This is a genomic window from Rhizobium sp. Leaf453, from assembly GCF_001425605.1.
GTDB lineage: Bacteria > Pseudomonadota > Alphaproteobacteria > Rhizobiales > Rhizobiaceae > Pararhizobium.
In genome coordinates this window covers 160528-181493 of sequence record NZ_LMRG01000004.1, presented here as the reverse complement: position 1 = coordinate 181493, position 20966 = coordinate 160528, and the positions used below count along the sequence as shown (strand labels likewise).

Annotated in this window: 29 protein-coding genes and 1 other RNA gene; 22 read left to right on the top strand and 8 right to left on the bottom strand. The window is 59.5% G+C overall.

Going from position 1 to position 20966, the window contains the following annotated elements:
* Window positions 1-250 precede the first annotated feature (250 nt).
* Both ASG68_RS07725 and ASG68_RS07720 read left to right on the top strand, forming a co-directional pair.
* Entirely contained in the window at window positions 251-523 is a 273-nt protein-coding gene (locus ASG68_RS07725; protein ID WP_062579610.1) for a DUF4164 domain-containing protein, read from the top strand.
* 32 nt (window positions 524-555) lie between these two features.
* Window positions 556-933, top strand: coding sequence for a cell division protein ZapA (locus ASG68_RS07720; RefSeq protein ID WP_062579608.1), 378 nt, complete (start codon window positions 556-558; stop codon window positions 931-933).
* On the opposite strand, the gene ASG68_RS07715 is transcribed toward ASG68_RS07720, so the two are convergent.
* Window positions 904-1698: a hypothetical protein gene (locus tag ASG68_RS07715; RefSeq protein WP_062579606.1), complete on the bottom strand. Its 795-nt coding sequence runs from the start codon at window positions 1696-1698 to the stop codon at window positions 904-906. The genes ASG68_RS07720 and ASG68_RS07715 overlap by 30 nt on opposite strands.
* A 130-nt stretch (window positions 1699-1828) precedes the next feature.
* Here ASG68_RS07715 and ssrS point away from each other — a divergent pair.
* Window positions 1829-1986: non-coding RNA, 6S RNA (gene ssrS, locus ASG68_RS07710), on the top strand.
* A 19-nt stretch (window positions 1987-2005) separates the two neighbouring features.
* Here ssrS and ASG68_RS07705 read toward each other — a convergent pair.
* On the bottom strand, window positions 2006-2878 hold the full coding sequence (locus ASG68_RS07705) for a LysR family transcriptional regulator (RefSeq protein WP_062579657.1): 873 nt from the start codon (window positions 2876-2878) through the stop codon (window positions 2006-2008).
* Window positions 2879-2983: 105 nt separating this feature from the next.
* Here ASG68_RS07705 and ASG68_RS07700 point away from each other — a divergent pair, with 105 nt between their 5' ends.
* Window positions 2984-3208 (top strand): hypothetical protein, encoded by a 225-nt coding sequence (locus ASG68_RS07700; protein WP_062579604.1) that lies wholly within the window; start codon window positions 2984-2986, stop codon window positions 3206-3208.
* Here the strand turns inward: ASG68_RS07700 and ASG68_RS07695 are convergent.
* Window positions 3203-3421 carry a transcriptional regulator gene (locus ASG68_RS07695; RefSeq protein ID WP_113105388.1) on the bottom strand — a complete coding sequence of 73 codons (219 nt, stop codon included), beginning with the start codon at window positions 3419-3421 and terminating at the stop codon, window positions 3203-3205. The genes ASG68_RS07700 and ASG68_RS07695 overlap by 6 nt on opposite strands.
* A 271-nt stretch (window positions 3422-3692) precedes the next feature.
* On the opposite strand from ASG68_RS07695, the gene ASG68_RS07690 reads away from it, so the two are divergent.
* The 6 genes from ASG68_RS07690 (at window position 3693) to ASG68_RS07665 (ending at window position 7903) form a co-directional block, all read left to right on the top strand.
* The gene (locus ASG68_RS07690; protein ID WP_062579655.1) at window positions 3693-4304 is read left to right on the top strand and encodes a 5-formyltetrahydrofolate cyclo-ligase; all 612 of its coding nucleotides are present in this window, start codon (window positions 3693-3695) and stop codon (window positions 4302-4304) included.
* A complete protein-coding gene (locus tag ASG68_RS07685) occupies window positions 4282-5106 on the top strand; it encodes a TIGR00282 family metallophosphoesterase (RefSeq protein ID WP_062579602.1) in 825 nt (274 codons plus the stop codon). The genes ASG68_RS07690 and ASG68_RS07685 overlap by 23 nt, the downstream gene beginning before the upstream one ends.
* A gap of 141 nt (window positions 5107-5247) precedes the next feature.
* Window positions 5248-6087 carry an MBL fold metallo-hydrolase gene (locus ASG68_RS07680; protein WP_062579600.1) on the top strand — a complete coding sequence of 280 codons (840 nt, stop codon included), beginning with the start codon at window positions 5248-5250 and terminating at the stop codon, window positions 6085-6087.
* Window positions 6088-6103: 16 nt separating this feature from the next.
* On the top strand, window positions 6104-6583 hold the full coding sequence (locus ASG68_RS07675) for a hypothetical protein (RefSeq protein ID WP_112408317.1): 480 nt from the start codon (window positions 6104-6106) through the stop codon (window positions 6581-6583).
* Window positions 6584-6682: 99 nt separating this feature from the next.
* The gene (locus ASG68_RS07670; RefSeq protein WP_062579598.1) at window positions 6683-7429 is read left to right on the top strand and encodes a YebC/PmpR family DNA-binding transcriptional regulator; all 747 of its coding nucleotides are present in this window, start codon (window positions 6683-6685) and stop codon (window positions 7427-7429) included.
* A gap of 111 nt (window positions 7430-7540) precedes the next feature.
* Window positions 7541-7903: a cupin domain-containing protein gene (locus tag ASG68_RS07665; protein WP_413813993.1), complete on the top strand. Its 363-nt coding sequence runs from the start codon at window positions 7541-7543 to the stop codon at window positions 7901-7903.
* Between the two features lie 51 nt (window positions 7904-7954).
* Here ASG68_RS07665 and ASG68_RS07660 read toward each other — a convergent pair whose 3' ends face one another.
* Window positions 7955-8956, bottom strand: coding sequence for an LLM class flavin-dependent oxidoreductase (locus ASG68_RS07660; protein WP_062603930.1), 1002 nt, complete (start codon window positions 8954-8956; stop codon window positions 7955-7957).
* A 175-nt stretch (window positions 8957-9131) separates the two neighbouring features.
* On the opposite strand from ASG68_RS07660, the gene ruvC reads away from it, so the two are divergent.
* The 11 genes from ruvC to ASG68_RS07605 all read left to right on the top strand — a co-directional run bounded on the left by ruvC (window position 9132) and on the right by ASG68_RS07605 (window position 14768).
* Window positions 9132-9644 (top strand): crossover junction endodeoxyribonuclease RuvC, encoded by a 513-nt coding sequence (ruvC, locus tag ASG68_RS07655; RefSeq protein ID WP_062579594.1) that lies wholly within the window; start codon window positions 9132-9134, stop codon window positions 9642-9644.
* Between the two features lie 55 nt (window positions 9645-9699).
* Window positions 9700-9966 carry an AbrB/MazE/SpoVT family DNA-binding domain-containing protein gene (locus tag ASG68_RS07650; RefSeq protein WP_062579591.1) on the top strand — a complete coding sequence of 89 codons (267 nt, stop codon included), beginning with the start codon at window positions 9700-9702 and terminating at the stop codon, window positions 9964-9966.
* Window positions 9944-10363 (top strand): type II toxin-antitoxin system VapC family toxin, encoded by a 420-nt coding sequence (locus tag ASG68_RS07645; RefSeq protein WP_062579589.1) that lies wholly within the window; start codon window positions 9944-9946, stop codon window positions 10361-10363. Before ASG68_RS07650 ends, ASG68_RS07645 begins: the two co-directional genes overlap by 23 nt.
* Window positions 10364-10376: 13 nt before the next feature.
* Window positions 10377-10994 carry a Holliday junction branch migration protein RuvA gene (gene ruvA / locus ASG68_RS07640; RefSeq protein ID WP_062579588.1) on the top strand — a complete coding sequence of 206 codons (618 nt, stop codon included), beginning with the start codon at window positions 10377-10379 and terminating at the stop codon, window positions 10992-10994.
* Window positions 10995-11048: 54 nt separating this feature from the next.
* Window positions 11049-11339 carry an AbrB/MazE/SpoVT family DNA-binding domain-containing protein gene (locus ASG68_RS07635; RefSeq protein WP_062579586.1) on the top strand — a complete coding sequence of 97 codons (291 nt, stop codon included), beginning with the start codon at window positions 11049-11051 and terminating at the stop codon, window positions 11337-11339.
* A complete protein-coding gene (locus ASG68_RS07630; protein ID WP_062579584.1) occupies window positions 11308-11709 on the top strand; it encodes a PIN domain-containing protein in 402 nt (133 codons plus the stop codon). The genes ASG68_RS07635 and ASG68_RS07630 overlap by 32 nt, the downstream gene beginning before the upstream one ends.
* On the top strand, window positions 11706-12746 hold the full coding sequence (ruvB, locus tag ASG68_RS07625) for a Holliday junction branch migration DNA helicase RuvB (RefSeq protein ID WP_062579582.1): 1041 nt from the start codon (window positions 11706-11708) through the stop codon (window positions 12744-12746). Before ASG68_RS07630 ends, ruvB begins: the two co-directional genes overlap by 4 nt.
* The gene (locus ASG68_RS07620) at window positions 12747-13649 is read left to right on the top strand and encodes a metallophosphoesterase (RefSeq protein ID WP_062579580.1); all 903 of its coding nucleotides are present in this window, start codon (window positions 12747-12749) and stop codon (window positions 13647-13649) included. It begins immediately after the preceding gene.
* Between the two features lie 4 nt (window positions 13650-13653).
* The gene (locus ASG68_RS07615; RefSeq protein WP_062579577.1) at window positions 13654-14160 is read left to right on the top strand and encodes an NUDIX hydrolase; all 507 of its coding nucleotides are present in this window, start codon (window positions 13654-13656) and stop codon (window positions 14158-14160) included.
* Window positions 14161-14226: 66 nt separating this feature from the next.
* Window positions 14227-14445: a DUF2945 domain-containing protein gene (locus tag ASG68_RS07610; RefSeq protein WP_112408307.1), complete on the top strand. Its 219-nt coding sequence runs from the start codon at window positions 14227-14229 to the stop codon at window positions 14443-14445.
* Entirely contained in the window at window positions 14442-14768 is a 327-nt protein-coding gene (locus ASG68_RS07605; RefSeq protein ID WP_062579573.1) for a hypothetical protein, read from the top strand. The genes ASG68_RS07610 and ASG68_RS07605 overlap by 4 nt, the downstream gene beginning before the upstream one ends.
* Here ASG68_RS07605 and ASG68_RS07600 read toward each other — a convergent pair.
* Genes ASG68_RS07600 through ASG68_RS07590 form a run of 3 tightly spaced genes read right to left on the bottom strand, consistent with a single transcriptional unit; the run spans window position 14755 to window position 17772 of the window.
* Window positions 14755-15684, bottom strand: a complete 930-nt coding sequence (locus ASG68_RS07600; RefSeq protein ID WP_062579572.1) for an NAD-dependent epimerase/dehydratase family protein — start codon at window positions 15682-15684, stop codon at window positions 14755-14757. The two genes, ASG68_RS07605 and ASG68_RS07600, sit on opposite strands and share 14 nt — an antisense overlap.
* A gap of 13 nt (window positions 15685-15697) precedes the next feature.
* A complete protein-coding gene (locus tag ASG68_RS07595) occupies window positions 15698-16555 on the bottom strand; it encodes a glycosyltransferase (RefSeq protein WP_062609220.1) in 858 nt (285 codons plus the stop codon).
* Complete coding sequence (locus ASG68_RS07590; RefSeq protein ID WP_062579567.1) at window positions 16552-17772, bottom strand: NAD-dependent epimerase/dehydratase family protein; 1221 nt, start codon at window positions 17770-17772, stop codon at window positions 16552-16554. The genes ASG68_RS07595 and ASG68_RS07590 overlap by 4 nt, the downstream gene beginning before the upstream one ends.
* A 126-nt stretch (window positions 17773-17898) precedes the next feature.
* On the opposite strand from ASG68_RS07590, the gene ybgC reads away from it, so the two are divergent.
* On the top strand, window positions 17899-18342 hold the full coding sequence (ybgC, locus tag ASG68_RS07585) for a tol-pal system-associated acyl-CoA thioesterase (protein ID WP_062579565.1): 444 nt from the start codon (window positions 17899-17901) through the stop codon (window positions 18340-18342).
* Between the two features lie 3 nt (window positions 18343-18345).
* On the opposite strand, the gene ligD is transcribed toward ybgC, so the two are convergent.
* Entirely contained in the window at window positions 18346-20961 is a 2616-nt protein-coding gene (ligD, locus tag ASG68_RS07580; RefSeq protein WP_062603928.1) for a DNA ligase D, read from the bottom strand.
* Window positions 20962-20966: the final 5 nt, after the last annotated feature.

Sequence of the window (20966 nt, the reverse complement as noted above, 5' to 3'; positions counted from 1 at the left end):
GACGGAGTCAATAAATACGGCCTTTTTGAAAGCCTCTCCAGAGGCTTTTTGGTCGCGTTTTTCATGATCCGGCACCAAATCGGCACGAGCGATGCAAATCGATTTAAAAACCGGTGATCCACAGCTTCTGCAAGCCGCTCCGGCGGTTGCCGTTGTGAAGCCGTGCCGAATGGGTCTAAGAGTATGATTGGCTTGAAATACAGGGGCCGGACGGCGATTCGAGGTGTCCGGAGCGTATCGGGAAAGCGTTATGGCGGCAGGAAAAACAGTCAGGGCGGCAATCGAGGAGTTGCGCAACGCGGTCAGCAGCCTCGACAACGCCATCGACCGGCGTTTCGACCGGGAGCGGGACCATGGCGAGATCGAAGGCGAGGTTCGCCGCGTCAATACCGACCGGGCGCGCCTTGCCCAGGAGCTCGACCAGTCGCAGTTCCGCGCCAACCGCCTCGAGGAAGTCAACCGCGAAGTCTCGCGCCGTCTGGTGACGGCCATGGAAACGATAAGGGCAGTGCTGGACCGCTGAGACGGGGTCCGCCTGCGGGTCAGGTGACGAGTATGGCGCAAGTAACGGTGATGATCGACGGCAAGGCCTATCGCATGGCATGCGAGGAGGGCCAGGAAGATCATCTGACCGAACTTGCGGGCCGCTTCGACCAGTATGTCAGCCATCTGAAGTCGCAGTTCGGCGAGATCGGCGATCTCCGGCTGACCGTCATGGCTGGCATCATGGTCATGGATGAACTCAGCGAAGTGAACCGTAAGCTGAAAAGCCTGCAGACCGAAGCCGACAATCTCAAACAGGGCCGCGACGCCTCCGCATCGGACAATGCCCGGGCCGAAGAAGCATTGGCCTCCGCGCTGTCCGAGGTGACGGCGCAGATCCATGGCATCGCGCAGAAGCTGTCAGGCAAGGCTGCGCCGCAGCATTCGTAAGGCTATTCCGCGGGTACTGGCCCGACGCTCGAAGCGTTCGCATTGCTCGAAGGCGCGGCACAGAATGACGGCGATTGCCGCATAGGCGGTATAGCCGACGATACCCGTCACGAACTCGAAGGCACCCGTCATCCCGATGTCCTCGAAAACAGGCACCTTCAAATCCGACGTCACTCCCGCCAATGAAGAGAACCCAAGAATAGCGATTTGAAAGAAGATCGTCTGTGCAAGAATGATCCCAGCTATCCGAGGCGCGCTTGTTGCAAAGGTCGCCTTGCCACGCTTGGCCGCCGCCGCAAAATCCACATTCCGCCCGGCTACCGCCGCCGGCAGCCATGTCCCCCAATAGCCCAGGGCAGCACCAATCAAAATGGCCGAGAAAACCATGTAGGTTATTCTTCCGGCAAAGGTTTGGCCGCGCGAGACCGCGTCTTCGAAGAACGGGGCGGCTATCGCGACGATGAAGAAAACGGGCACAATGGCTATGAGCATCAGAGCCGACAGCTTGAGGCTGAAAAACAGGATGCGCTTCAGATTGATCTCCGTCGGACGGAGCGAGACAATCAGCCCGATATCATGGACATTGTTTAACGTTGTCCAGTGAACAAAGTAGGCGAATGCGCAACTCAAAACAGTGTCCAGCGAGCCAAGCCGTTCCTGATGACCGTTTGCGGCGAGGATGACACTTGCAAGGGTTTTGGAGGCCGCGCTGATGAGTATCGCTATGGCGATCAGGCGGAGGGGAGCAAAATGTGCGGGGTTCATATGACTGTTCGGTAATTGATGATTCTAAAAAATGATCTCTTCAAGCGAAAATTGTAAAGCCATCATTCTTCTCTCGACAGAATTTTTCATGAACACTGGCGGACTTGCGTTCGTTGTCATATATAGGCTGTGCGGTCTGCGCTTCCCGACAGGAACCACAATCCCTGGGGCCATACTCGATCCAACGGGAGCTGTCCCTGACCTGGCCCGTGGGCTAGGTCACATGGCGCCCACCTACGTTTGTAGGCACCCAGGATCGTAAACATCCATCGGTTGTGTGGATCGCACTTTTCTCGCTCCCAACGCCTCAAACCTGCCCCGGCACACGAAAGGCCTCGCGAATAGCGTTGCACATGGTTTCGACGATGCGCTTGTTGCCGCGCGGTCTTGCTTTCAGGATGACGTTGGAAAAGTCGATGACATCGTAGCCGTCGTCGGCGGTCAGTTCGCGGCAACCGGCAGGGATGCTGCTGCGGGTCAGCGGCGCGATGGCGAGACCTGAGGTGACGGCCGCGATCAGGCCGCTGCTGGTGCGACTGACATAGGCGACGCGGCTTTCCCTGTTGCGCTTGATCAAGCTTTTCAGCGCCAGTTCGTCGCACCATCCGTTCTTGAGATAGGTATAGGTGGCGATCGGCAGCGGGTGGCGCAGATGCGCCTGATGCTGGTCCGATGTCACCCAGACCGTCGGATCGAGCATCAGCACTTCGTTGCGCGTCGGGCCGCCGGGCTCGAAGACAATGGCGATGTCGATCTCGCCGGCATCAAGCGCTGCGAGGTTTGACATCGAGACGCCCTGCTGCACGGTAACCTCGACACCCGGGTGAACGGCTGCGAAGGCGCCGAGTGCCTTTGGCAGGGTCGAATTGATATATTCCTCCGATATGCCGATCCGGACGGAGCCATCCAGCGCCGGAAGCCGGATGGCGGCGGCGGTGTCGTCGAGCAGCGTCACGATGCGGCGGGCATTGTCGAGAAGACGGACGCCGTGATTGGTCATGTTGACGCCGCGCGATCCGCGCTCGAACAGCGTTTCGCCCAGGATATCCTCGAGCTTCTTGATCTGCATGCTGATAGCCGATTGCGTCCGTCCGACCGCTTCACCGGCCTTGGTGAAGTTGCCGCTTTCGGCCACGGCGACGAAGGTGCGCAGCAGGTCGCTTTCAAGGGGAGGAAACATCGCGGTCGCCATCTGTTTTTCTGATGACAGACATTTTTGCAATTCGTTTGTCTAATGTCAAATCCACACCGATACTGGACCCCATATATGATGGAGTGCAGGCTAATGGCCGATGTGACGGAACACGGTTGGATCGAGGTCGGGCAGCGGCTGCAAGACCTGTGGACGCGGGTGAATGGGTGGTTTGTGGTGGAGGCGGTCGAAGTGCCGCTCGACGAAATCATCCGGCGGGGCGGCAATCATTTGCTCGATGATATCGGCGTCGAGCGAGCAGGATTCGAGGATCAGGCTCCGCCGCAGGGCGAGCGACATCGCTTCTGGATGTTATGAAATCAGATCCATCCGGGCGGCGCGAAACACAGCCTCGGCGACATTGCTGGCCTGCAGCTTCCGCATCGCGCTGTCGAAAGCCTCGTCGATCCGGTCGTGGGAAATATCGGTTTCCCTTGTAATGTCTTCCCGGTTGCGCCCGCGGGCGGCCAGCGACAGGCAGCGCAATTCCAGTGGGTCGAGTTCCGTCAACATCTTGTCCTTCATGGACATGGCCGGCTCCGCTTCAAAGCTGTACAGTTCCCCGCAACGCCGGAAGCGGGCACCGAACTGTTTTCATGATGTAAGTGCTGCCTTTCTCTTGCATATCGACCCAAGAGCGCGAAAGCGGAACCGGCGTGCATGATGAACAGACCTCTAATCTGTTTCAGAATGGGAAAGGACGATTGCCCGTCGCAAAAAGTTGCAGGGCGGACGTTTGCGCTGCGCCTTGTGGGAGCATTATGGTCTATGGAAAGACAATGGCAGCCGGGAAGAAATGTTGATGACACCGAGGGAACTGAAAGCGGCCTTGCGCATCGAGCGCCTGGAACTGCGTGACGCGATGCCGGCGGAAGCGCGAATCGAGGCGAGCCTCCGGATGCTCGATCACGCCGGCGACGCCATCGAATTCGAGCCGGGGCAGGTCATTTCCGGCTTCTGGCCCATCCGTTCCGAAGTCGACATTCGCCCGCTGATGGCGCGCCTGCGTGAACGCGGCGCGCGGCTTTGCCTGCCCGTCATTCTCGACAAGCAGACCATCGTCTTTCGCGAACTGGTGCCGGGCGCACCCATCGTCGCAACCGGCTTCGGCACGACCGGGCCGGGGGAGGACGCGCCGGTGGTCGATCCCAATATCATGCTGATACCGCTCTCCGCCTTCGACAAGGCGGGCCACCGGATCGGTTACGGCGCCGGTTATTATGACCGGGCCATCGACCGTTTGCGCCAGAAAGGCCATATGCCGGAACTGATCGGGATTGCATTCGACTGCCAGGAAGTGGCATCAGTGCCCGCTGAGCCACATGATGTGGCTCTGGATGCCCTCTTGACGGAAAGCGGGCTCAGGATTTTCGGGCTAGGAATAAGCAAATATGAGACTTCTGTTTCTGGGTGACATGGTGGGCAAGACCGGCCGGACGGCGGTCTGGGAAAAGCTGCCCGGCCTAATCAGTGACCTGAAACTCGATTTCGTCATCGTCAACGGTGAAAACGCCGCCGGTGGTTTCGGCATCACCGAGGAAATCTTTATCGAGACGATCAATGCCGGCGCCGATGTGGTGACCACGGGCAACCACGTCTGGGACCAGAAGGAGGCCGTTTCCTTTTGCCAGCGGCACGACCAGTTCCTGCGACCCGCCAATTATCCGGCTGGCACGCCCGGCCGCGGCTCGAACCTCTACTTCGCCCGCAACGGCGCCCGTGTGCTGGTCGCCAACATCATGGGCCGCGTCTTCATGCATCCGGAACTGGACGATCCCTTCAAGGTCGGTGAATCGATCCTCGCCGCCTGTCCGTTGAAGGAGCAGGCCGACGCGATCATCTTCGACTTCCACGCCGAAGCAACGAGCGAGAAGCAGTGCTTCGGCCATTTCGTCGACGGCCGTGCCTCGTTCGTTGTCGGCACGCATACGCATGTGCCGACCGCCGATGCCCAGATCCTCAATGGCGGCACGGCCTATATGTCGGACGCGGGCATGTGCGGCGATTACGATTCCTCGCTCGGAATGGAAAAGGAAGAGCCGCTGAACCGGTTCATCTCCAAGATGCCGAAAGGCCGTTTCGAGGCCGCTTCCGGCCCGGCGACAATCTGTGGCGTCGGCGTCGAAATCTCCGATCGCACCGGACTTGCGGAAAAGATCGCGCCGCTGCGGATCGGACCACGGCTGGCGGAGACGGTCCCGGCGTTCTGGGCCTGATCTGTCACTGTTGCGCATTGCCTAACCTGCAGGCAGCGTATCGGTGATGACGCGATTGTGAGCGCGGCGCCGCAATCGGCGCTTTACCCCGCGTACTTCATGCCTATCCTCGTGGCTCATGCAAACCTGAGCCGAAGGTGCATGATGACGCGATTGTTCCTGCTCGCATTTGCCGCCATCCTTCTTTTGCATGTGCTCTGGCCGATGCCGGCGCATGCGCAGGAGGCGCGCCCGCCGGTCAGCCAGTGCCAGGCGATCGCGCAAGGCCTTCCCGATGTCACCTTCGCCAGCTTCAAGCCTCCGTCCGCCATGAATATCCAGGCAGTGGCTGGAGAAGAGGTCTCGATCACCTATGTCGGCCACTCCACCTTTCTGATCGAGACGCCGGGAGGCGTTTCGATTGCCACGGATTTCAGCGGCTGGTATGCACCGCCGAAGGTGCCGGACGTGGTGACGATGAACAAGGCGCATTCCAGCCACTATACGCTGACGCCCGATCCGGCGATCCAGCATGTGCTGCATGGCTGGGGTGACGACGGGCAGCCGGCGGATCATGATCTCGTGGTGGGTGATGCCTATATCCGCAATGTCACGACGGATATCCGCTCTTTCGGCGGCGCGATGGAGCCGGACGGCAATTCGATCTTCATCTTCGAGGTGGCCGGCCTCTGCATCGGTCATCTCGGCCATCTGCATCATGAACTCGACGACACGGATTATGCCGAGATCGGTCGGCTCGATGTGGTGATGGTGCCGGTCGATGGCGGGCTGACCATGGGGGCAGAAAGCATGAGCCGGGTGGTGACGCGGTTGCGCTCGTCGCTGATCCTGCCGATGCACCGGCGCGGACCGCCGGTGACCAACTTCCTGGAGATGTTCGGCGATGGCTTCGACAAGAGTTTTGCGACGGCGGACAATGTCCGCGTGTCCCTGCGTTCCTTGCCAAGCAAGCCGCTGATTTATATCCTGCAGGGAGTTTGATGCCGGGATTCACGGAATGAAATTGATTGCCGCCTGCCTGATTGCCCTGTTGTCCATGCCGTCTTTCGCCCTTGCCGACGGTGCGCCGCCGCCGCGGATGCCGACGGCCGATGGCGGCAAGACGGCGGATGTGCCGGAGGTGACGGCGTCATACGGAAAGCAGGAAGAATTCGTCCTGCCCTCCGGCAATATCGGCTGCATCTATACGCCGGAAGGCGGAACGGCGGTCTATCAGCCGGCGGATGGCGGCCCGGAATTGTCCTGTGACCGCATCGAGCCGCGCTATGTCCGTGCGACATTGGCGCGAAAGGGCGAGGCTACGCTTTACAAGGATGTCGGCGACCAAAGCTGCTGCTCGGCCGGCCCGGTGCTCGACTATGGCGAGACATGGGAAGCCGGCCCATTCTCCTGCCTGTCGACCCGCACGGGCCTTTCCTGCGAGCGCGATGACGGTCATTCGTTCTTTCTCAGTCGGAAGCGACTTGCCGCCAATTGACGGCGGAACGGAAAAAATTCGGGTTCGGCTGGACGCAAAGCGTCAATGAAATTATAAGGCGCCGAATTCCAAACACGACAAGCATGTGAAGAGGGCGTCATGGCCGGTCATTCCCAGTTCAAAAACATCATGCATCGCAAGGGTCGACAGGATTCGATCCGTTCGAAAATGTTCTCGAAGCTTGCGCGCGAAATCACGGTCGCGGCCAAGAACGGCCTGCCCGATCCGACGATGAACGCGGCATTGCGTCTGGCGGTCCAGAATGCCAAGGCGCAGTCCATGCCGAAGGACAATATCGACCGCGCCATCAAGAAGGCTTCTGGCGCCGATGCCGAAACCTATGATGCAGTCCGTTACGAGGGCTATGGTCCGGGAGGCACGGCGATCATCGTCGAGGCGCTGACCGACAATCGCAATCGCACCGCGTCCAACGTCCGTTCGACCTTCACCAAGGCTGGCGGCGCGCTGGGAGAAACCGGCTCGGTTTCCTTCTCGTTCGATCATGTCGGTGAGATCACCTACAAGCTTTCCGCTGGCAGCGCCGACAAGGTGATGGAAGCAGCGATCGAAGCGGGTGCCGAAGACGTCATCAGCGACGAGGACGGCCACTCTATCATCTGCGGCTTCGAGGATATCGGCGAAGTCTCCAAGGCGCTCGAATCCTCGCTCGGCGAAGCCGAAACGGTGAAGGCGATCTGGAAGGCACAGAACACGGTGCCGGTCGACGAAGAACGTGCGCAGTCGCTGCTGAAGCTGATCGACACGCTGGAAGACGATGACGACGTCCAGAACGTCTACACCAATTTCGAAGTTTCCGACGAAGTCTTGGCCAAGCTGTCGGCCTGATCCGAACAAGCGTGAACCGGAGGTATAACTCCGGTTCACGTCACGGCTTGTCGGAATTGGCAAGCCGGTTTCGCCCGATGATCGTTAGGCTCCCCCTTTTCGAAAGGGCGATTGATCATGCAGACCGTGACGAAACTTGCCGCACCCGTTCCTGCAGATGGCGATCCGGCCACACTGGACGGTTGGGTCGTGGTGTCCGGCACACCATCCATGAAGACCTGGGCGTTGCACACATCGTCGGACGGCTCGATGGTCTCGGGCTATTGGGAAGCGACGCCCGGCACCTATCACGCCACCTACACGGCCTATGAATTCGTCCACATGATTGCCGGCAAGATCATCATCACGCCGGATGGCGGAACGCCGGTCACCGTCAGCGCCGGCGATGCCTTCGTTATCGAGGCCGATTTCAAGGGCACCTGGGAAATCATCGAAACAGTGCGCAAGCATTTCGATTTCAAGGTTTCGGCCTGATCCAAGATATGAGCCCGTCAAGCCCCGGAGATGATCCGGGGCTTTTGTGCATTATGCGGCTTTGGCGAGTTCCTGCTGTGCACCCGCAAACAGGCGGACCGATTTCAGCCGGGCGTCCATGTCATAGATCGGCATCGAGACGATCAGTTCGTCAGCCTCCGTCTGGGCGAGGAAGCGGTCGAGCTTGGTCTTGACCGTTTCGGGACCGCCGACGACTGCGTAGGTCATGGCGTGATCGACGAAAATCCTTTCGCTGTCGCTCCACAGGCCATCCATGGTTTCGACCGGCGGCGGAAACTGGCCGCGGGCGTTGCGACGGAGCGCCACGAATGACTGCTGCATCGACGTAAACAGATAATTCGCTTCCGCATCCGTATCCGCCGCGACGCCCATGATGCCGACCATCGCATGCGGCTGGTCGAGATATTGCGACGGTTCGAAGCGTTCGCGGTATATTTCGAGCGCAGACAGCAGCATATCCGGCGCGAAATGCGAGGCGAACGCAAAGGGCAGGCCCAGCATACCGGCGAGATGAGCGCTGAAATGACTGGAGCCGAGCAGCCAGATCGGCACATTGCTATCCGCACCGGGGACAGCGATCAGGTCCTGGCCGTCCTTGAGCGGACCAAGCAGCGCCTGCAATTCGACGACATCATTGGGAAAATTGTTGGCGCTGGCTTCCATGTTGCGGCGAAGCGCCGAAGCCGTGCGCATGTCGGTTCCCGGCGCGCGGCCAAGGCCGAGATCGATCCGGCCGGGATAGAGCGCGGCGAGTGTGCCGAACTGTTCGGCAATCACCAGCGGCGAATGGTTCGGCAGCATGATGCCGCCCGAGCCGACGCGGATCGTCTTCGTGCCGGCCGCCACATGGGAGATCACGATTGAGGTCGCGGCGCTGGCGATGCCTTTCATGCCGTGATGTTCCGCCAGCCAGAAGCGCTTGTAGCCGGAAGCTTCCGCTTCCTGTGCCAATCGGCGGGAGTTCTGCAGCGCTTGGGAGGCGTTTGACCCTTGGGTAATTGGCGAAAGGTCGAGGATCGAAAAGGGGATCATGGGAAAAGCCTTTGATCAGCGAATTTGATGAACGACTATGTAAGATCAAATTTCCAGAATCCAAGCTATCCAATCGGAATTGCAGCCGTCACTTTATCCGCCAAGTCCTGTGAATGTTTTTGTTTTGTTCACATTTTGCTGGCAGCGTCCGGTCATGAGTATTAAGCTTCCCGCCATGCAAAACACGATTCGTATCATCGGCATCGATCCCGGCCTGCGCCGAACCGGCTGGGGCGTCATCGACACGCTCGGAAATTCGCTGCGCTTCGTGGCTTCCGGTACCGTGACTTCAGACGGTGACATGGATCTCGCCTCCCGGCTATGCCAGTTGCACGATGGCCTTGCCGATGTCATTCACACGCACAAGCCGGACGAGGCTGCAGTCGAGCAGACCTTCGTCAACAAGGACGCGGTGGCGACTTTGAAGCTCGGCCAGGCCCGTGGCATCGCCATGCTGGTGCCGGCGCGCGCCGGTCTGCAGGTGGCCGAATATGCGCCGAATGCCGTGAAAAAATCGGTGATTGGCGTCGGCCATGGCGAGAAGCAGCAAATCCATATGATGCTGAAAATCCTGATGCCTAAGGCCGAATTCAAGGGCAACGACGCGGCCGACGCGCTGGCGATCGCCATCTGCCACGCCCACAATCGTGGCGGCGCTCGCATGCGCATTGCGGCGCTCGCCGGGTAGTTCGTTCTTGACTTGTTCTTTTCCGACAATTATGTAATACCTCGGAGGTATTACCATGCGTGTCACTGAAAAAGGTCAGGTCACCATTCCGAAGGAAATCAGAGACCGTCTGGGTATCGTCCCTGGTTCGGAAGTGGATTTTGTTGCTTCGGGTGCCGGGGCGATGCTCGTCCGTGTCGACAGTCCCGAAGATAAAAGCGCAATTCGGAATTTTGACGATTGGGCTGCGCGCGTCAAAGGGACATTCGATACTGGCGGCTTGACAACGGGTGAGTTCATGATCTGGCTTAGGGGGGAGCGTGACGATCTCGACCCTCGTTGATACCAACATATTCATTGATGTGCTCGGGCCTGAAACTCTTATCCGCTATTGGTCGCTGGAGGCTCTGCGGCAGGCTTTGGGTGCTGGTGTGTTGGTTTTGAGCCCGGTTGTCTGGTCCGAACTCGCGGCGTCGCCGCTTTCGGAGGGCGAGTTGACGGCCGCACTGAGTTGGCTCGATCCGAAACGTGAAAGCATACCTTTCGAGGCAGCCTTTCGTGCCGGCAAAGCTCATCGTGCCTATCGGCTGGCGGGCGGGCAGCGGGAACGGACGTTGCCGGATTTTCTGATCGGTGCTCATGCGGATTGGCGGCGATACCGGCTTTTGACGCGCGATGGCGCCCGTTACAGAAATTACTTCCCTTCCGTCGAACTGATCACGCCGGAAACCCACCCATGAAGGATTTTTCGCCATGATCGGCAAGCTCAAAGGAACGATCGACGAGATCGGCGACGACCATGTGGTGCTCGATGTGCACGGGGTCGGCTATGTCGCCCACTGCTCGTCGCGCACATTGTCGAAGCTGGGCTCGCCCGGGGAGGCGGCGATCCTGTTTATCGAAACCTATGTGCGGGAAGACCAGTTGCGGCTGTTCGGTTTCCTGACCGCTCTGGAGCGCGAATGGTTCCGCCTGCTCCAGAGCGTTCAGGGCGTCGGCTCCAAGGTGGCGCTGGCGGTCCTGTCGGTGCTCACGCCGGGCGAACTGGCAAATGCCATCGCGCTGCAGGACAAGACATCCGTTTCGCGTGCACCGGGCGTCGGCCCGAAGGTCGCGGTCCGCATCGTCACCGAACTCAAAAACAAGGCGCCGGCTTTCGCAGGCGAAGCCTCCGCCAATATCGGCCTGAAGCAGGAAATCGGCGAAGGCGTCGCGTCGGCTCCCGTCGCCGATGCCGTCTCCGCGCTCAGCAATCTCGGCTATTCGCGTGACCAGGCGGCGAATGCCGTTGCGGCCGCACTGAAGAATGGCGGCGAGGGGCTGGACAGTGCCAAGCTAATTCGCCTTGGGTTGAAGGAGCTGGCACGGTGAATCCTTGCTTTGGCGAAAGATCCTTACTAAAATCGAATTGTAAGGAGATCGGTCATGAATGTTTTTGACAGCACGTTGACGACCAAAGGGCAGACGACGATTCCTCTCGAAGTGAGAGAAATGCTCGGGCTGAAGCCTGGCGACAAGATACGCTACGTCGTGAACGGCGATCGCGTCTACCTGCGCGTAAAGAACAAAAAAGCTGCCGATCTTGCTGGAATTTTGCACGACCCTGATCGAAAGCCAGCTTCGTTGGAAGATTTTGACAACGCGATAGCCGATTATCTCGCGGAGGATGATCAGAGGATAGTTGATGATTGGAATAGACACCAACGTTCTTCTTAGGTTCATCCTGGCGGATCACGCGGATCAGTTTGAAACCGTAAAGAGCTTTTTGCGCAGTCGGTCCCTAGACGAGCCAGCCTTCATTTCACTTGTCGTTTTCGTTGAAACAAGTTGGGTTTTGCGCCGTCGATACGGCTATGCCAATAGCGTCATCGCCGCGACGTTTCGCCAGTTACTGACGATAGAGGAGTTCTTCTTTGAAGATGAACATTTCCTCGATGACTTGTTATCTGACGACGAAAAAACACGCGGCGGAGATATAACTGGCCACGTTGTGGCTTACCTCGCCGCCCGGGCGGGTTGTCGGAAAACGGTGACCCTCGACCGCAAGGCCGCCCGTAAGATATCCGAAATGGAACTGCTGACATGACAGATGCCGGACGACTGATCGCACCGGAAAAGCGCGGCGAGGATTTGGATACGACGCTGCGGCCGCAGACGCTGGACGAGTTTACTGGTCAGGCGGAGGCGCGCGCCAATCTCAAGATCTTCATCGAGGCGGCGAAGAACCGGGGCGAGGCGCTGGATCATGTGCTGTTCGTCGGCCCGCCCGGCCTCGGCAAGACGACACTGGCGCAGATCATGGCCAAGGAACTCGGGGTCAACTTCCGTTCGACCTCCGGCCCGGTCATCGCCAAGGCCGGTGATCTGGCGGCGCTTCTGACCAATCTCGAAGATCGCGATGTGCTGTTCATCGATGAAATTCACCGGTTGAATCCGGCGGTAGAGGAAATCCTTTATCCGGCCATGGAGGATTTCCAGCTCGACCTGATCATCGGTGAAGGTCCGGCGGCGCGGTCGGTGAAAATCGACCTGTCGAAATTCACACTGGTCGCGGCGACGACCCGGCTTGGATTGCTGACAACACCGTTGCGCGATCGTTTCGGCATTCCGGTGCGGCTGAACTTCTACACAGTGGAAGAGCTGGAATCGATCGTGCGCCGCGGTGCCCGTCTCATGGGGCTCGGCATGACCGATGACGGCGCGCGCGAAATCGCCCGCCGTGCGCGTGGCACGCCCCGTATTGCCGGCCGGTTGTTGCGGCGGGTGCGCGATTTCGCCGAGGTTGCCAAAGCGGAAGCCGTCACCAAGGAGATCGCCGACGAGGCACTGACACGACTGCTGGTCGACAATATGGGTCTCGATCAGCTCGACAAGCGTTACCTCACGATGATCGCGCTCAATTTCGGCGGCGGTCCGGTGGGCATTGAAACGATTGCGGCGGGTCTTTCGGAGCCGCGTGATGCGATCGAGGATATCATCGAGCCCTACATGATCCAGCAGGGTTTTATCCAGCGCACTCCACGCGGGCGCATTTTAACCGCAAATGCATGGAAACACCTTGGATTGCAGGTGCCAAAGGATCTGGAAGCCACCCAGTTCCGCCTGTTCCAAGAGGATGATTGATTGATCACACGGCGCGGCTTTCTGAAATTTCTCGGTGGCAGCGTCGCCGGGGTGATGGCACTTGGCGGTTATGCCTTCGCCTTCGAGCCACTGGTTCGGCTCAATGTCACGCGATACAAGCTGACGCCGCCGGGCTGGACGCCGGGCTTGAAGCTGCGGGTGGTCGCGCTGGCCGATGTGCATGCTTGCGAGCCATGGATGTCGGCCGATCGCATCGCCTCCATCTGCGCCTATGCCAATACGCTCGGCGGTGACGTCACAGTCCTGCTTGGCGATTATGCCACGGGCATGAACATGGTGACGCGTTACGTTCATTCGAACGAGTGGTCGAAAGCATTTTCGACGTTGACCGCGCCGCTTGGCGTCCACGCCATTCTCGGCAATCACGACTGGTGGGAAGACAGGACGGCACAGCAGGCTGGCGGCGGCGATACATTTGCGCACAAGGCACTGAGAGGGGTCGGCATCCCGGTTTATGTCAATCAGGCGGTCCGCCTTGAAAAGGATGGGCATGGGTTCTGGATAGCCGGCCTCGAAGACCAGTTGGCGCTTCTGTCGGGCAGGAAATGGGGGCGAAAGCGGATAACGGGGCTCGATGATCTCGACGGAACACTGGCACAGGTTACCGATGACGCGCCGGTGATCCTGCTGGCGCATGAGCCGGATATTTTCCCGAAAGTGCCTTCCCGGGTGGCGCTGACCTTGTCCGGCCATACGCATGGCGGCCAGGTTCGTCTTTTCGGGCATTCTCCGGTCGTCCCCTCGCGGTTCGGAAATCGCTACGCCTATGGGCATGTGGTGGAGGATGATCGCAATATCATCATTTCCGGCGGTCTCGGTTGCTCCATTGCGCCGGTCCGCTTCGGTTTGCCGCCGGAAATCGTCGTTGTCGATCTGGGATAAAGCCATGACAAACCGAACCATGATCCGTATGGACGCCCCACCCCGGCGGTTCAATTTTCGCGTTGCCGGGCTCGGATTTCGCGATGGCCACGTGCTCGTCCACCGGGCGACGCATGAGAAGTTCTGGAGCTTTCCGGGTGGTCGCGTCGAGATCGGCGAGACGTCGGTTCGGACGCTGGAACGCGAAATGGTGGAAGAACTCGGCGTCGCGGTGACGGTCGGGCGGATGCTGTGGATGGTAGAGAATTTCTTCCAATACGAAGACCGCGAGGTCCACGAGCTCGGCTTCTATTATCTGATGGATATTCCGGGGGCATTTCCGTTTCATCCGGACGACGTTGTCCACCGAGTGAAAGATGGCGGCAGCGATCTGGAGTTCCGCTGGGTGAGAGCAACGACGGCGGCGCTGAAGGCGCTCGATATTCCGCCATATTTCATTGCCGATGAAATCGAGACGCTGCCTCCATCGCCGGTCCATGTGGTCTGGAACCACGATGATCCCGAACGCTAGGCGCGTCCCGCCGGGACCTCCCTGCGCATGATGCATTGTTCTCGCGATAGAATCGGGAGACGAGTGATGGCGCAATTTCGCAAGGGCACGAGGGTGCAATGGACCTGGGGCAGTGGCACGGCCGAAGGCAAGATAGCGCAATCGTTCACCAAAGACGTCGAACGCACGATCAAGGGTGTGACGGTCAAGCGCACGGCGTCGCGTCAGGAGCCCGCCTATCTGATCGAGCAAGTGGATGGCGACCGGGTGCTGAAGAGCCGCTCGGAACTGAGGCCTGCATCATGACGGATGATCAAGGGCACAAGCCGCCACAGACTGTCGCCAAAGCCGCTGAAAAAGGCCTGGAATTGCGGGAGAAGTTTCATCGGGGCGGTACGATGGTCGGTGTTGCCCGCGCCCGCGATCTCAAGAACCGGCGTTCGCTGTCCGATGACACGATCAAGCGGATGTCGAGCTATTTCAGCCGTCACAAAGTGGATAAGCGCGCGCCGAATTTCGGCGATGACGATAACCCGTCGGCTGGCTATGTCGCCTGGCTGCTCTGGGGCGGCGAGGCGGGCAGGGAATGGGCGACACGCGAAAAGGCGAAGCTGCCTAAAGCCCGATAGCCCGCGGTGGCCGCGATGTTGTCGTCATATCGGCGGCGAGCTCCGCTATGGTGCGTTCCAGTAAAGCCGTGCCGCCCGGCGTCCATCCCAAGGCGCCGATCTTGCAACAGCCCATGGCATTGACCTCGGTGTCGTCGTGCTCCGGGAGCGAATGCGGACAATGGGTCACGCGCTGCAAGATCGACAGGATCTCCTGGTTGCCGGTAAGGATATCAGAGACGTTGAACGTTTCGCCATTGACGCGGACGGCATCGGCTTCGAGCATCAGCCGAACGGCGCGCGCCACATCATCGCCGTGAACCTCGGTTCCAGAGCGCGCCATAACCGGCCTGCCAGAGAGATAGGTTGCGAACAAATCAGCCCATTTGTGCTGGCGGCCCGGCCCGGCAGGGCCGTAAATGCCGGTCGCCCGCAGGCTGGCGGTGACGAAACCATGGCCGCAGAGCGACAGCAGGCTGCGTTCGGCCTGCAGCTTCACCTCGCCATAGAGCGTCTCCGGTTTTCCGTACATGTCTTCCTTCAGCAACGTGCCGGGCGCTTGCGGGCCGTAGGCCGCGCGGCTCGACAGGAAGACGCAGCGGCGCACGCCGGCGTCACGGGCCGTTTCGAACAGTCTTACGGTTCCGTCCAGATTGGTGCGGCGAAAACCTTCCGGATCGTCGCCTTCGCCACCGCGATATTGTCCCGGCAGATGATCGAAAGCCGCATGGACGAAATAATAGATATTGTCAAAAGCCTCGATCTCATCCGCTTCCGGATCGAGCCGAAGCGGCACGAAAGGCACGTCCTTCGAAAAGAAGCCCGGTTCCGGCGCGGTGCGGCCGCCGACGGTAACCTTGTATCCGTTGGCCAGCAGGTGCTCGACGATGAAGCGGCCGGCATAACCAGTACCGCCGGAAACAAGAACGCGTGTCATGAGCTTCCTGACTTCAACCCGCCGGATTGGGCAGGCCGGTTATTTCCGGAATATCCTTGCCGGTGAAGAAAGCATACCAGAGATCAATCAGCGGCTGCAGTCTCTCCGACTTTGGATGGTTCTTTTCCCATGGTTTTTCATATTGATAATGCAGCACCCCGATCGACGCCCAATTCCACAGGTCGGGCACGGCGAACCAGACATATTGCAGCATGTTCATTGTCACCGGCAGACCATGCCAGTCCGGGAAGAAGGACTGCAGAAAGGTCTGGTCAGTGCGCGGCCAGAAGGCGTCGGGCGTATCCAGCCGCGCCAGCATGGCGTCGAATGTTGCGAGAGAGGGGCTTGCGACGAAGACACCGGAGTTCAGCCGGTGGAAATCCGCCAGGCTCTCATAGACGTTCGGTGCGGCAGAAAATTCCGGATAGTCGAAATAGCGGTCGATGTTTTTCAGCACCAGCGCATCCGCATCGATGAAGATGCAGCGGTCATAGTCCGTTAGCTGCCAGAGGTGCAGCTTGCAGAAATTGTCGAGCGGGGAATGAAAGTCCGGCTTTCGGCCCTTGGTGAAGGGCGCATTGCCGTGGATATTGTTGCGGCTGTGGCGATTGTTGAAACCGTCGGACAACGGTAGCAGGTCGGTTGCGACAAGCCGGCAATTGAAGGTGCGCAAAGGTTTCAATACATGCAATTCGACGCCACCGGTGTGCAGGACGACGATGTCGGCACCGGTTTGCGTGCGGCGGATCGAGCGGGCGAGTGCGGTGGCGCCCATGGCATAATCGGCATTCGTCACCAGCGTGACGAATGCGTTGCGTGACCCGGCCACGCCGGATGCCGTGATGCTGCTTTCGGAGCCTGACTGCGTCATGAAACCGATTTCAGCCTTCTTCCTTCCGGATCGTGATTGATCTTTGCGGCGATGTCCTTGGTCCAGGCCGACACCGCCGGAACACGGCTGCGATCGACGCGGTAAGCATATTTCTTGCCGACATCGACGATTTCCGCAAGCAAGCCATCCTGCAGCGTGATCGGATTGAGGCCGAGGCTGCGGAACTTCTCGTTGCGTACGATCAGCTCGTTTTCGGCGGCTTCCTTGCGAGGGTTCGGCAGCCAGGCAATCTCGGAGTCGGTGAGGCCAGCGATCATCTCGGCGAGATCGCGGACACGGTGCGTCTCGGTCATCTGGTTGAAGATTTCGACGCGGCTGCCGCGCTGGGGCGGGTTTTTCAGCGCCAGTTCGATGCAGCGGACGGAATCCTGGATGTGGATGAAGGCGCGCGTCTGGCCGCCGGTGCCGTGCACGGTCAGCGGATAGCCGATTGCTGCCTGGATCAGGAAGCGGTTGAGCACGGTGCCGTAGTCGCCGTCATAGTCGAACCGGTTGATCAACTGTTCATGACGGCGGGTCTGCTCGGTATGGGTGCCCCATACAATGCCCTGATGCAGGTCGGTGATCCGCATGCCGTCGTTCTTTGCGTAGAACTGGAACAGCAGTTGATCCAGGCATTTGGTCATGTGGTAGATCGAACCGGGATTGGCCGGATAGAGGATTTCCTGTTGCGCCGTCTCGCCGCTCTCGGTCTCGATGCCAACCGGAAGATAGCCTTCCGGAATGGCAGCGCCGACGGTGGAATAGCCGTACACGCCCATCGTGCCGAGATGCACCAGATGCGCGTCGAGGCTAATCTCGACCATGGCGTTCAAAAGGTTATGGGTGGCGTTGACGTTGTTGTTTACCGTGTAGTTCTTGTGCCGATCGCTCTTCATCGAGTAGGGCGCGGCGCGCTGTTCGGCGAAATGGATGATGGCGTCCGGCCGGTTCTCGGCGAGCCAGTTCTTCAAAAGCTCGTAGTCGCGGGCAAGGTCGATCAGGTGGAAGTGGATGCGGCGTCCGGTTTCGGCGTGCCAGATGCGGGTGCGTTCCTGAATGCTGTCCATTGGGGTCAGGGATTGAACACCCAGCTCGGTATCGATCCAGCGGCGTGACAGATTGTCGAGGATGTGAATGTCATGCCCGGCATCCGACAAATGCAGCGACGTCGGCCAGCCAACGAAGCCATCACCGCCAAGGACAGCAATCTTCATGAGTCAATCTCCTGTGAGATGAGAAATCATGCGCTGGTGATAGGAGAACATTGTGACAAACCTGCAATGCTTGCAAAACCCGTTTGGTTCCTTCACAGGAAAAAGAATAATTTTGCGAGGAGCGGCATGACTTTGATCGCGCTTTCGGGCGAGCTGACGGACCATGGACACCGGCTGGTTCAGCGGGTCTATTACGAGGACACGGATTTTTCCGGCGTGGTCTATCACGCCCGTTATCTGCATTTCATGGAGCGGGCTCGAACCGATTATCTGCGGCTTCTCGGCGTCGAACAGGCGACGCTGGCGATCGAGGGTGACACCGAAGGGCTGGTTTTCGTCGTCCATCGCATGGAGATCGATTTCAAGGCGCCGGCACGCATGGACGATATACTGACGATCACCACGACGACGGAAAAGGCCGGGGGCGCCAAGATGGTGCTGGTCCAGGAAATCCGCCGCGAGGGCACGCTGCTGATCGCCGCCAAGGTCATCATCGCCGTCATCAACGGGCAGGGCAGGCCACGACGCCTTCCGGAAGCGCTTGGGAAAAAGTTCCGCGGCGAAGCCTAGCTTTCAGCTCTCGACGGCTTTCAGCATCGCCTTGGTCAGGCTCTGCTTCCAGTCCTTTGCGTCTTCCCATGGGTCCCCCACGTCTTCCAGCCGCTGGAGAATGTCGGGGATATGGAAGCTGTTGGCGGCTTCGAGATTGGAAAGTTCTTCCCATGTGACGGGCGTCGCAACGGGGCCACCGGCGCGGGCGCGCACGGAGTAGGGGGCGACAGCGGTCGAGCCGCGTTCGTTGCGCAGCCAGTCAATGAAGATGCGGCCTTTGCGCTTGGCCTTGGACATGGTGGCAATGTAATTGTCCGGGTCATTGTCGGCGATTTTTGACGACAGGCCCTTCGCAAAGGCTTTGGCATCTTCCCATGGCGCGGCCTTCGCCAAGGGCACGATCACATGGATACCCTTGCCACCGGAGACCATGGCGACCGATTTCAGCCCCAGAGTCTGCAGCGCCTCGCGCAGCACGAGGGCCGCCTTCTTCACCGTCTCGAATGTCACGCTCGGATCCGGATCGAGGTCGAACACCAGGCGGTCGGCGGCATCCAGCCGCTTGATCGTCGAGCCCCAGATATGCAGTTCGATCGTGCCCATCTGGACAGCGGCGACCAGTCCCCTGGCATCATCGACATAGAGGTAATTGGCGGTATCGCCGTCTGATTCCTCGATCGGCACCTGATGGATTTCATCCGGAAAGCCGTCGCTGGCGTGCTTCTGGTAAAAACACTGATGATCCGGGCCTTGAGGGCAGCGCAGGATCGAGGCGGGATGATCGGCGATGAAGGGCAGCATGCGGTGGGCCACGACACCGTAATAGCGGGCGAGATCGATCTTGGTGATATCCGGATCGGAGAACAGAAGCCGCTCCGCATGTGTGATGCGAATTCCGAGCACATCGCCGTCCGTGTCCTTCTCCCTGCGCTTTGCAACAGGCTTTTCCGGAGCTTTGTCGGTATTCGCCGCCTTGCTTTCCTTCTTTGCCGCAGCCTTAGGGGGCGGCGTCTTCTTCGTTTCGGGTGTCACGGCGGAAGCCTCCTTGTCCTCGCGCAGGCCTTCGAAGGCACCATGGCGAATGTGGCCGTCAGCGGTAAATTCGGCGAAATCGACTTCCGCGACAAGCTCCGGTTTCAGCCAGATGGCCCCACGAGAGATATCTTTCGGTACGGTTTCAAACGGCGAGGTTTTGCGCTTCAATCTCTCGAACCGCGCAGCCAGATCCGCCATCGTCTCCTCATCGAAACCGGTGCCGACCCGGCCTTGGTAAACGAACTTGTCGCCATCATAGGCACCTACCAACAGCGAGGCGAAGGCGCGGCCGCGTTTGTCGGACGGCGAATAGCCGCCGATAACAAATTCCTGCCGTTTGGTGCATTTGATCTTCAGCCAGCTGCCGACGCGGCCTTCGCGGTAGGGCGCATCGGCCTGTTTGGCAATGATACCTTCCTGTCCGGCCTTGCACATGGCTTGAAAGACCTTTTCGCCATTGCCGCGAACATGCTCGCTATATTGAATGGCGCGTGTGGTCTCCAGCGTATCGAGCAGGGTCTTCAAGGCCTGCTTGCGCTCGACGAGCGGCTTCTTGCGCAGGTCCTTCCCATTCAGGTGCAGAAGGTCGAAAGCGTAGAACCGCGTTTCGCCGCCGGTCTTGATGGCCTTCTGCAAGGCCGAGAATTTGGAGCCTTCCTCAGATGCGGCCACGGCTTCCCCGTCGATCAGCGCGGTATCGCAATCGAGATCGGCGAACCCATGGGCAATGTCCGGAAATTTTTCCGTCCAGTTGAGCCCCGTCCGGGTAAAGCAGGCGACGCCTTGCTTGCCGATCGAGATCATCAGGCGGTAACCGTCAAACTTTGCTTCGTTCAGCCAGTCATCGCCAACGGGCGCATCTGCGGTCAGTGTCGCAAGCTGCGGGTTGACGAAAGCCGGCGCGTTGCCACGACGTTCTTTCGCGGTCTTCGGGGCGGTCGGTTCCTCGGCGATGGCGCCGGCCTTGACGTTGGCGGCGGCGCTTTTGCTCGACTGCCAGACATGGGCCGTTTTCTCGCCATGGCCGGAGGCGATCTCCTCCATCGAGCGCCCGGTTTTCACACTGGTGAGATTTTCGGTGAGCAGGCTTTCGCCATCCTCGTCCGTCTCGTCGTCGTGCTCCTTGATCAACAGCCAGTTTTCCCGCTTTTCGCCATTTCGCGGCTTCATCCGCACCAGTGTCCAGCCGCCGTGCATGCGCTGGCCGTGAATGTGGAATTTCAGCTTGCCTTCCTTCAGGCCTTCATCCGGGTCGTTGTCGGGTTCCCACCAGCCGGTATCCCAGAGCATGACCGTGCCGCCGCCATATTGCTTCTTCGGGATCGTACCCTCGAAATCGCCATAGGCGAGAGGATGGTCCTCGGTGCGCACGGCAAGGCGCTTGTCCTCGGGATTGATGCTCGGCCCGCGCGTCACCGCCCAGCTTTTCAGTACGCCCTTCCATTCCAGCCTAAAATCGTAGTGAAGCCGGATTGCGTCATGTTTCTGCACCAGAAACAGCTTTCCGGCCTTCGATCGTTTCGTCGCGCCTTTTGGCTCCGCGGTCTTGGTGAAGTCACGCTTGCGATTGTATTCGGTCAGGGAATCGTACTGCTGGACCATGAGGT

What these genes read in the sequence shown, in the direction of transcription:
- ASG68_RS07600 (WP_062579572.1), bottom strand. Translation starts at nt 15,684, where the DNA reads ATGACACGCGTTCTTGTTTCCGGCGGTACTGGTTATGCCGGCCGCTTC.
- ybgC (WP_062579565.1), top strand. Translation starts at nt 17,899, where the DNA reads ATGACTTTGATCGCGCTTTCGGGCGAGCTGACGGACCATGGACACCGG.
- ASG68_RS07635 (WP_062579586.1), top strand. Translation starts at nt 11,049, where the DNA reads ATGAATGTTTTTGACAGCACGTTGACGACCAAAGGGCAGACGACGATT.
- ASG68_RS07590 (WP_062579567.1), bottom strand. Translation starts at nt 17,772, where the DNA reads ATGAAGATTGCTGTCCTTGGCGGTGATGGCTTCGTTGGCTGGCCGACG.
- ASG68_RS07680 (WP_062579600.1), top strand. Translation starts at nt 5,248, where the DNA reads ATGATGACGCGATTGTTCCTGCTCGCATTTGCCGCCATCCTTCTTTTG.
- ASG68_RS07700 (WP_062579604.1), top strand. Translation starts at nt 2,984, where the DNA reads ATGGCCGATGTGACGGAACACGGTTGGATCGAGGTCGGGCAGCGGCTG.
- ligD (WP_062603928.1), bottom strand. Translation starts at nt 20,961, where the DNA reads ATGGTCCAGCAGTACGATTCCCTGACCGAATACAATCGCAAGCGTGAC.
- ASG68_RS07685 (WP_062579602.1), top strand. Translation starts at nt 4,282, where the DNA reads ATGAGACTTCTGTTTCTGGGTGACATGGTGGGCAAGACCGGCCGGACG.
- ASG68_RS07720 (WP_062579608.1), top strand. Translation starts at nt 556, where the DNA reads ATGGCGCAAGTAACGGTGATGATCGACGGCAAGGCCTATCGCATGGCA.
- ASG68_RS07725 (WP_062579610.1), top strand. Translation starts at nt 251, where the DNA reads ATGGCGGCAGGAAAAACAGTCAGGGCGGCAATCGAGGAGTTGCGCAAC.
- ruvA (WP_062579588.1), top strand. Translation starts at nt 10,377, where the DNA reads ATGATCGGCAAGCTCAAAGGAACGATCGACGAGATCGGCGACGACCAT.
- ASG68_RS07660 (WP_062603930.1), bottom strand. Translation starts at nt 8,956, where the DNA reads ATGATCCCCTTTTCGATCCTCGACCTTTCGCCAATTACCCAAGGGTCA.
- ASG68_RS07630 (WP_062579584.1), top strand. Translation starts at nt 11,308, where the DNA reads ATGATTGGAATAGACACCAACGTTCTTCTTAGGTTCATCCTGGCGGAT.
- ASG68_RS07715 (WP_062579606.1), bottom strand. Translation starts at nt 1,698, where the DNA reads ATGAACCCCGCACATTTTGCTCCCCTCCGCCTGATCGCCATAGCGATA.
- ASG68_RS07595 (WP_062609220.1), bottom strand. Translation starts at nt 16,555, where the DNA reads ATGACGCAGTCAGGCTCCGAAAGCAGCATCACGGCATCCGGCGTGGCC.
- ASG68_RS07670 (WP_062579598.1), top strand. Translation starts at nt 6,683, where the DNA reads ATGGCCGGTCATTCCCAGTTCAAAAACATCATGCATCGCAAGGGTCGA.
- ruvB (WP_062579582.1), top strand. Translation starts at nt 11,706, where the DNA reads ATGACAGATGCCGGACGACTGATCGCACCGGAAAAGCGCGGCGAGGAT.
- ASG68_RS07690 (WP_062579655.1), top strand. Translation starts at nt 3,693, where the DNA reads ATGACACCGAGGGAACTGAAAGCGGCCTTGCGCATCGAGCGCCTGGAA.
- ASG68_RS07605 (WP_062579573.1), top strand. Translation starts at nt 14,442, where the DNA reads ATGACGGATGATCAAGGGCACAAGCCGCCACAGACTGTCGCCAAAGCC.
- ASG68_RS07650 (WP_062579591.1), top strand. Translation starts at nt 9,700, where the DNA reads ATGCGTGTCACTGAAAAAGGTCAGGTCACCATTCCGAAGGAAATCAGA.
- ASG68_RS07610 (WP_112408307.1), top strand. Translation starts at nt 14,227, where the DNA reads ATGGCGCAATTTCGCAAGGGCACGAGGGTGCAATGGACCTGGGGCAGT.
- ruvC (WP_062579594.1), top strand. Translation starts at nt 9,132, where the DNA reads ATGCAAAACACGATTCGTATCATCGGCATCGATCCCGGCCTGCGCCGA.
- ASG68_RS07615 (WP_062579577.1), top strand. Translation starts at nt 13,654, where the DNA reads ATGACAAACCGAACCATGATCCGTATGGACGCCCCACCCCGGCGGTTC.
- ASG68_RS07705 (WP_062579657.1), bottom strand. Translation starts at nt 2,878, where the DNA reads ATGTTTCCTCCCCTTGAAAGCGACCTGCTGCGCACCTTCGTCGCCGTG.
- ASG68_RS07675 (WP_112408317.1), top strand. Translation starts at nt 6,104, where the DNA reads ATGAAATTGATTGCCGCCTGCCTGATTGCCCTGTTGTCCATGCCGTCT.
- ASG68_RS07695 (WP_113105388.1), bottom strand. Translation starts at nt 3,421, where the DNA reads ATGTCCATGAAGGACAAGATGTTGACGGAACTCGACCCACTGGAATTG.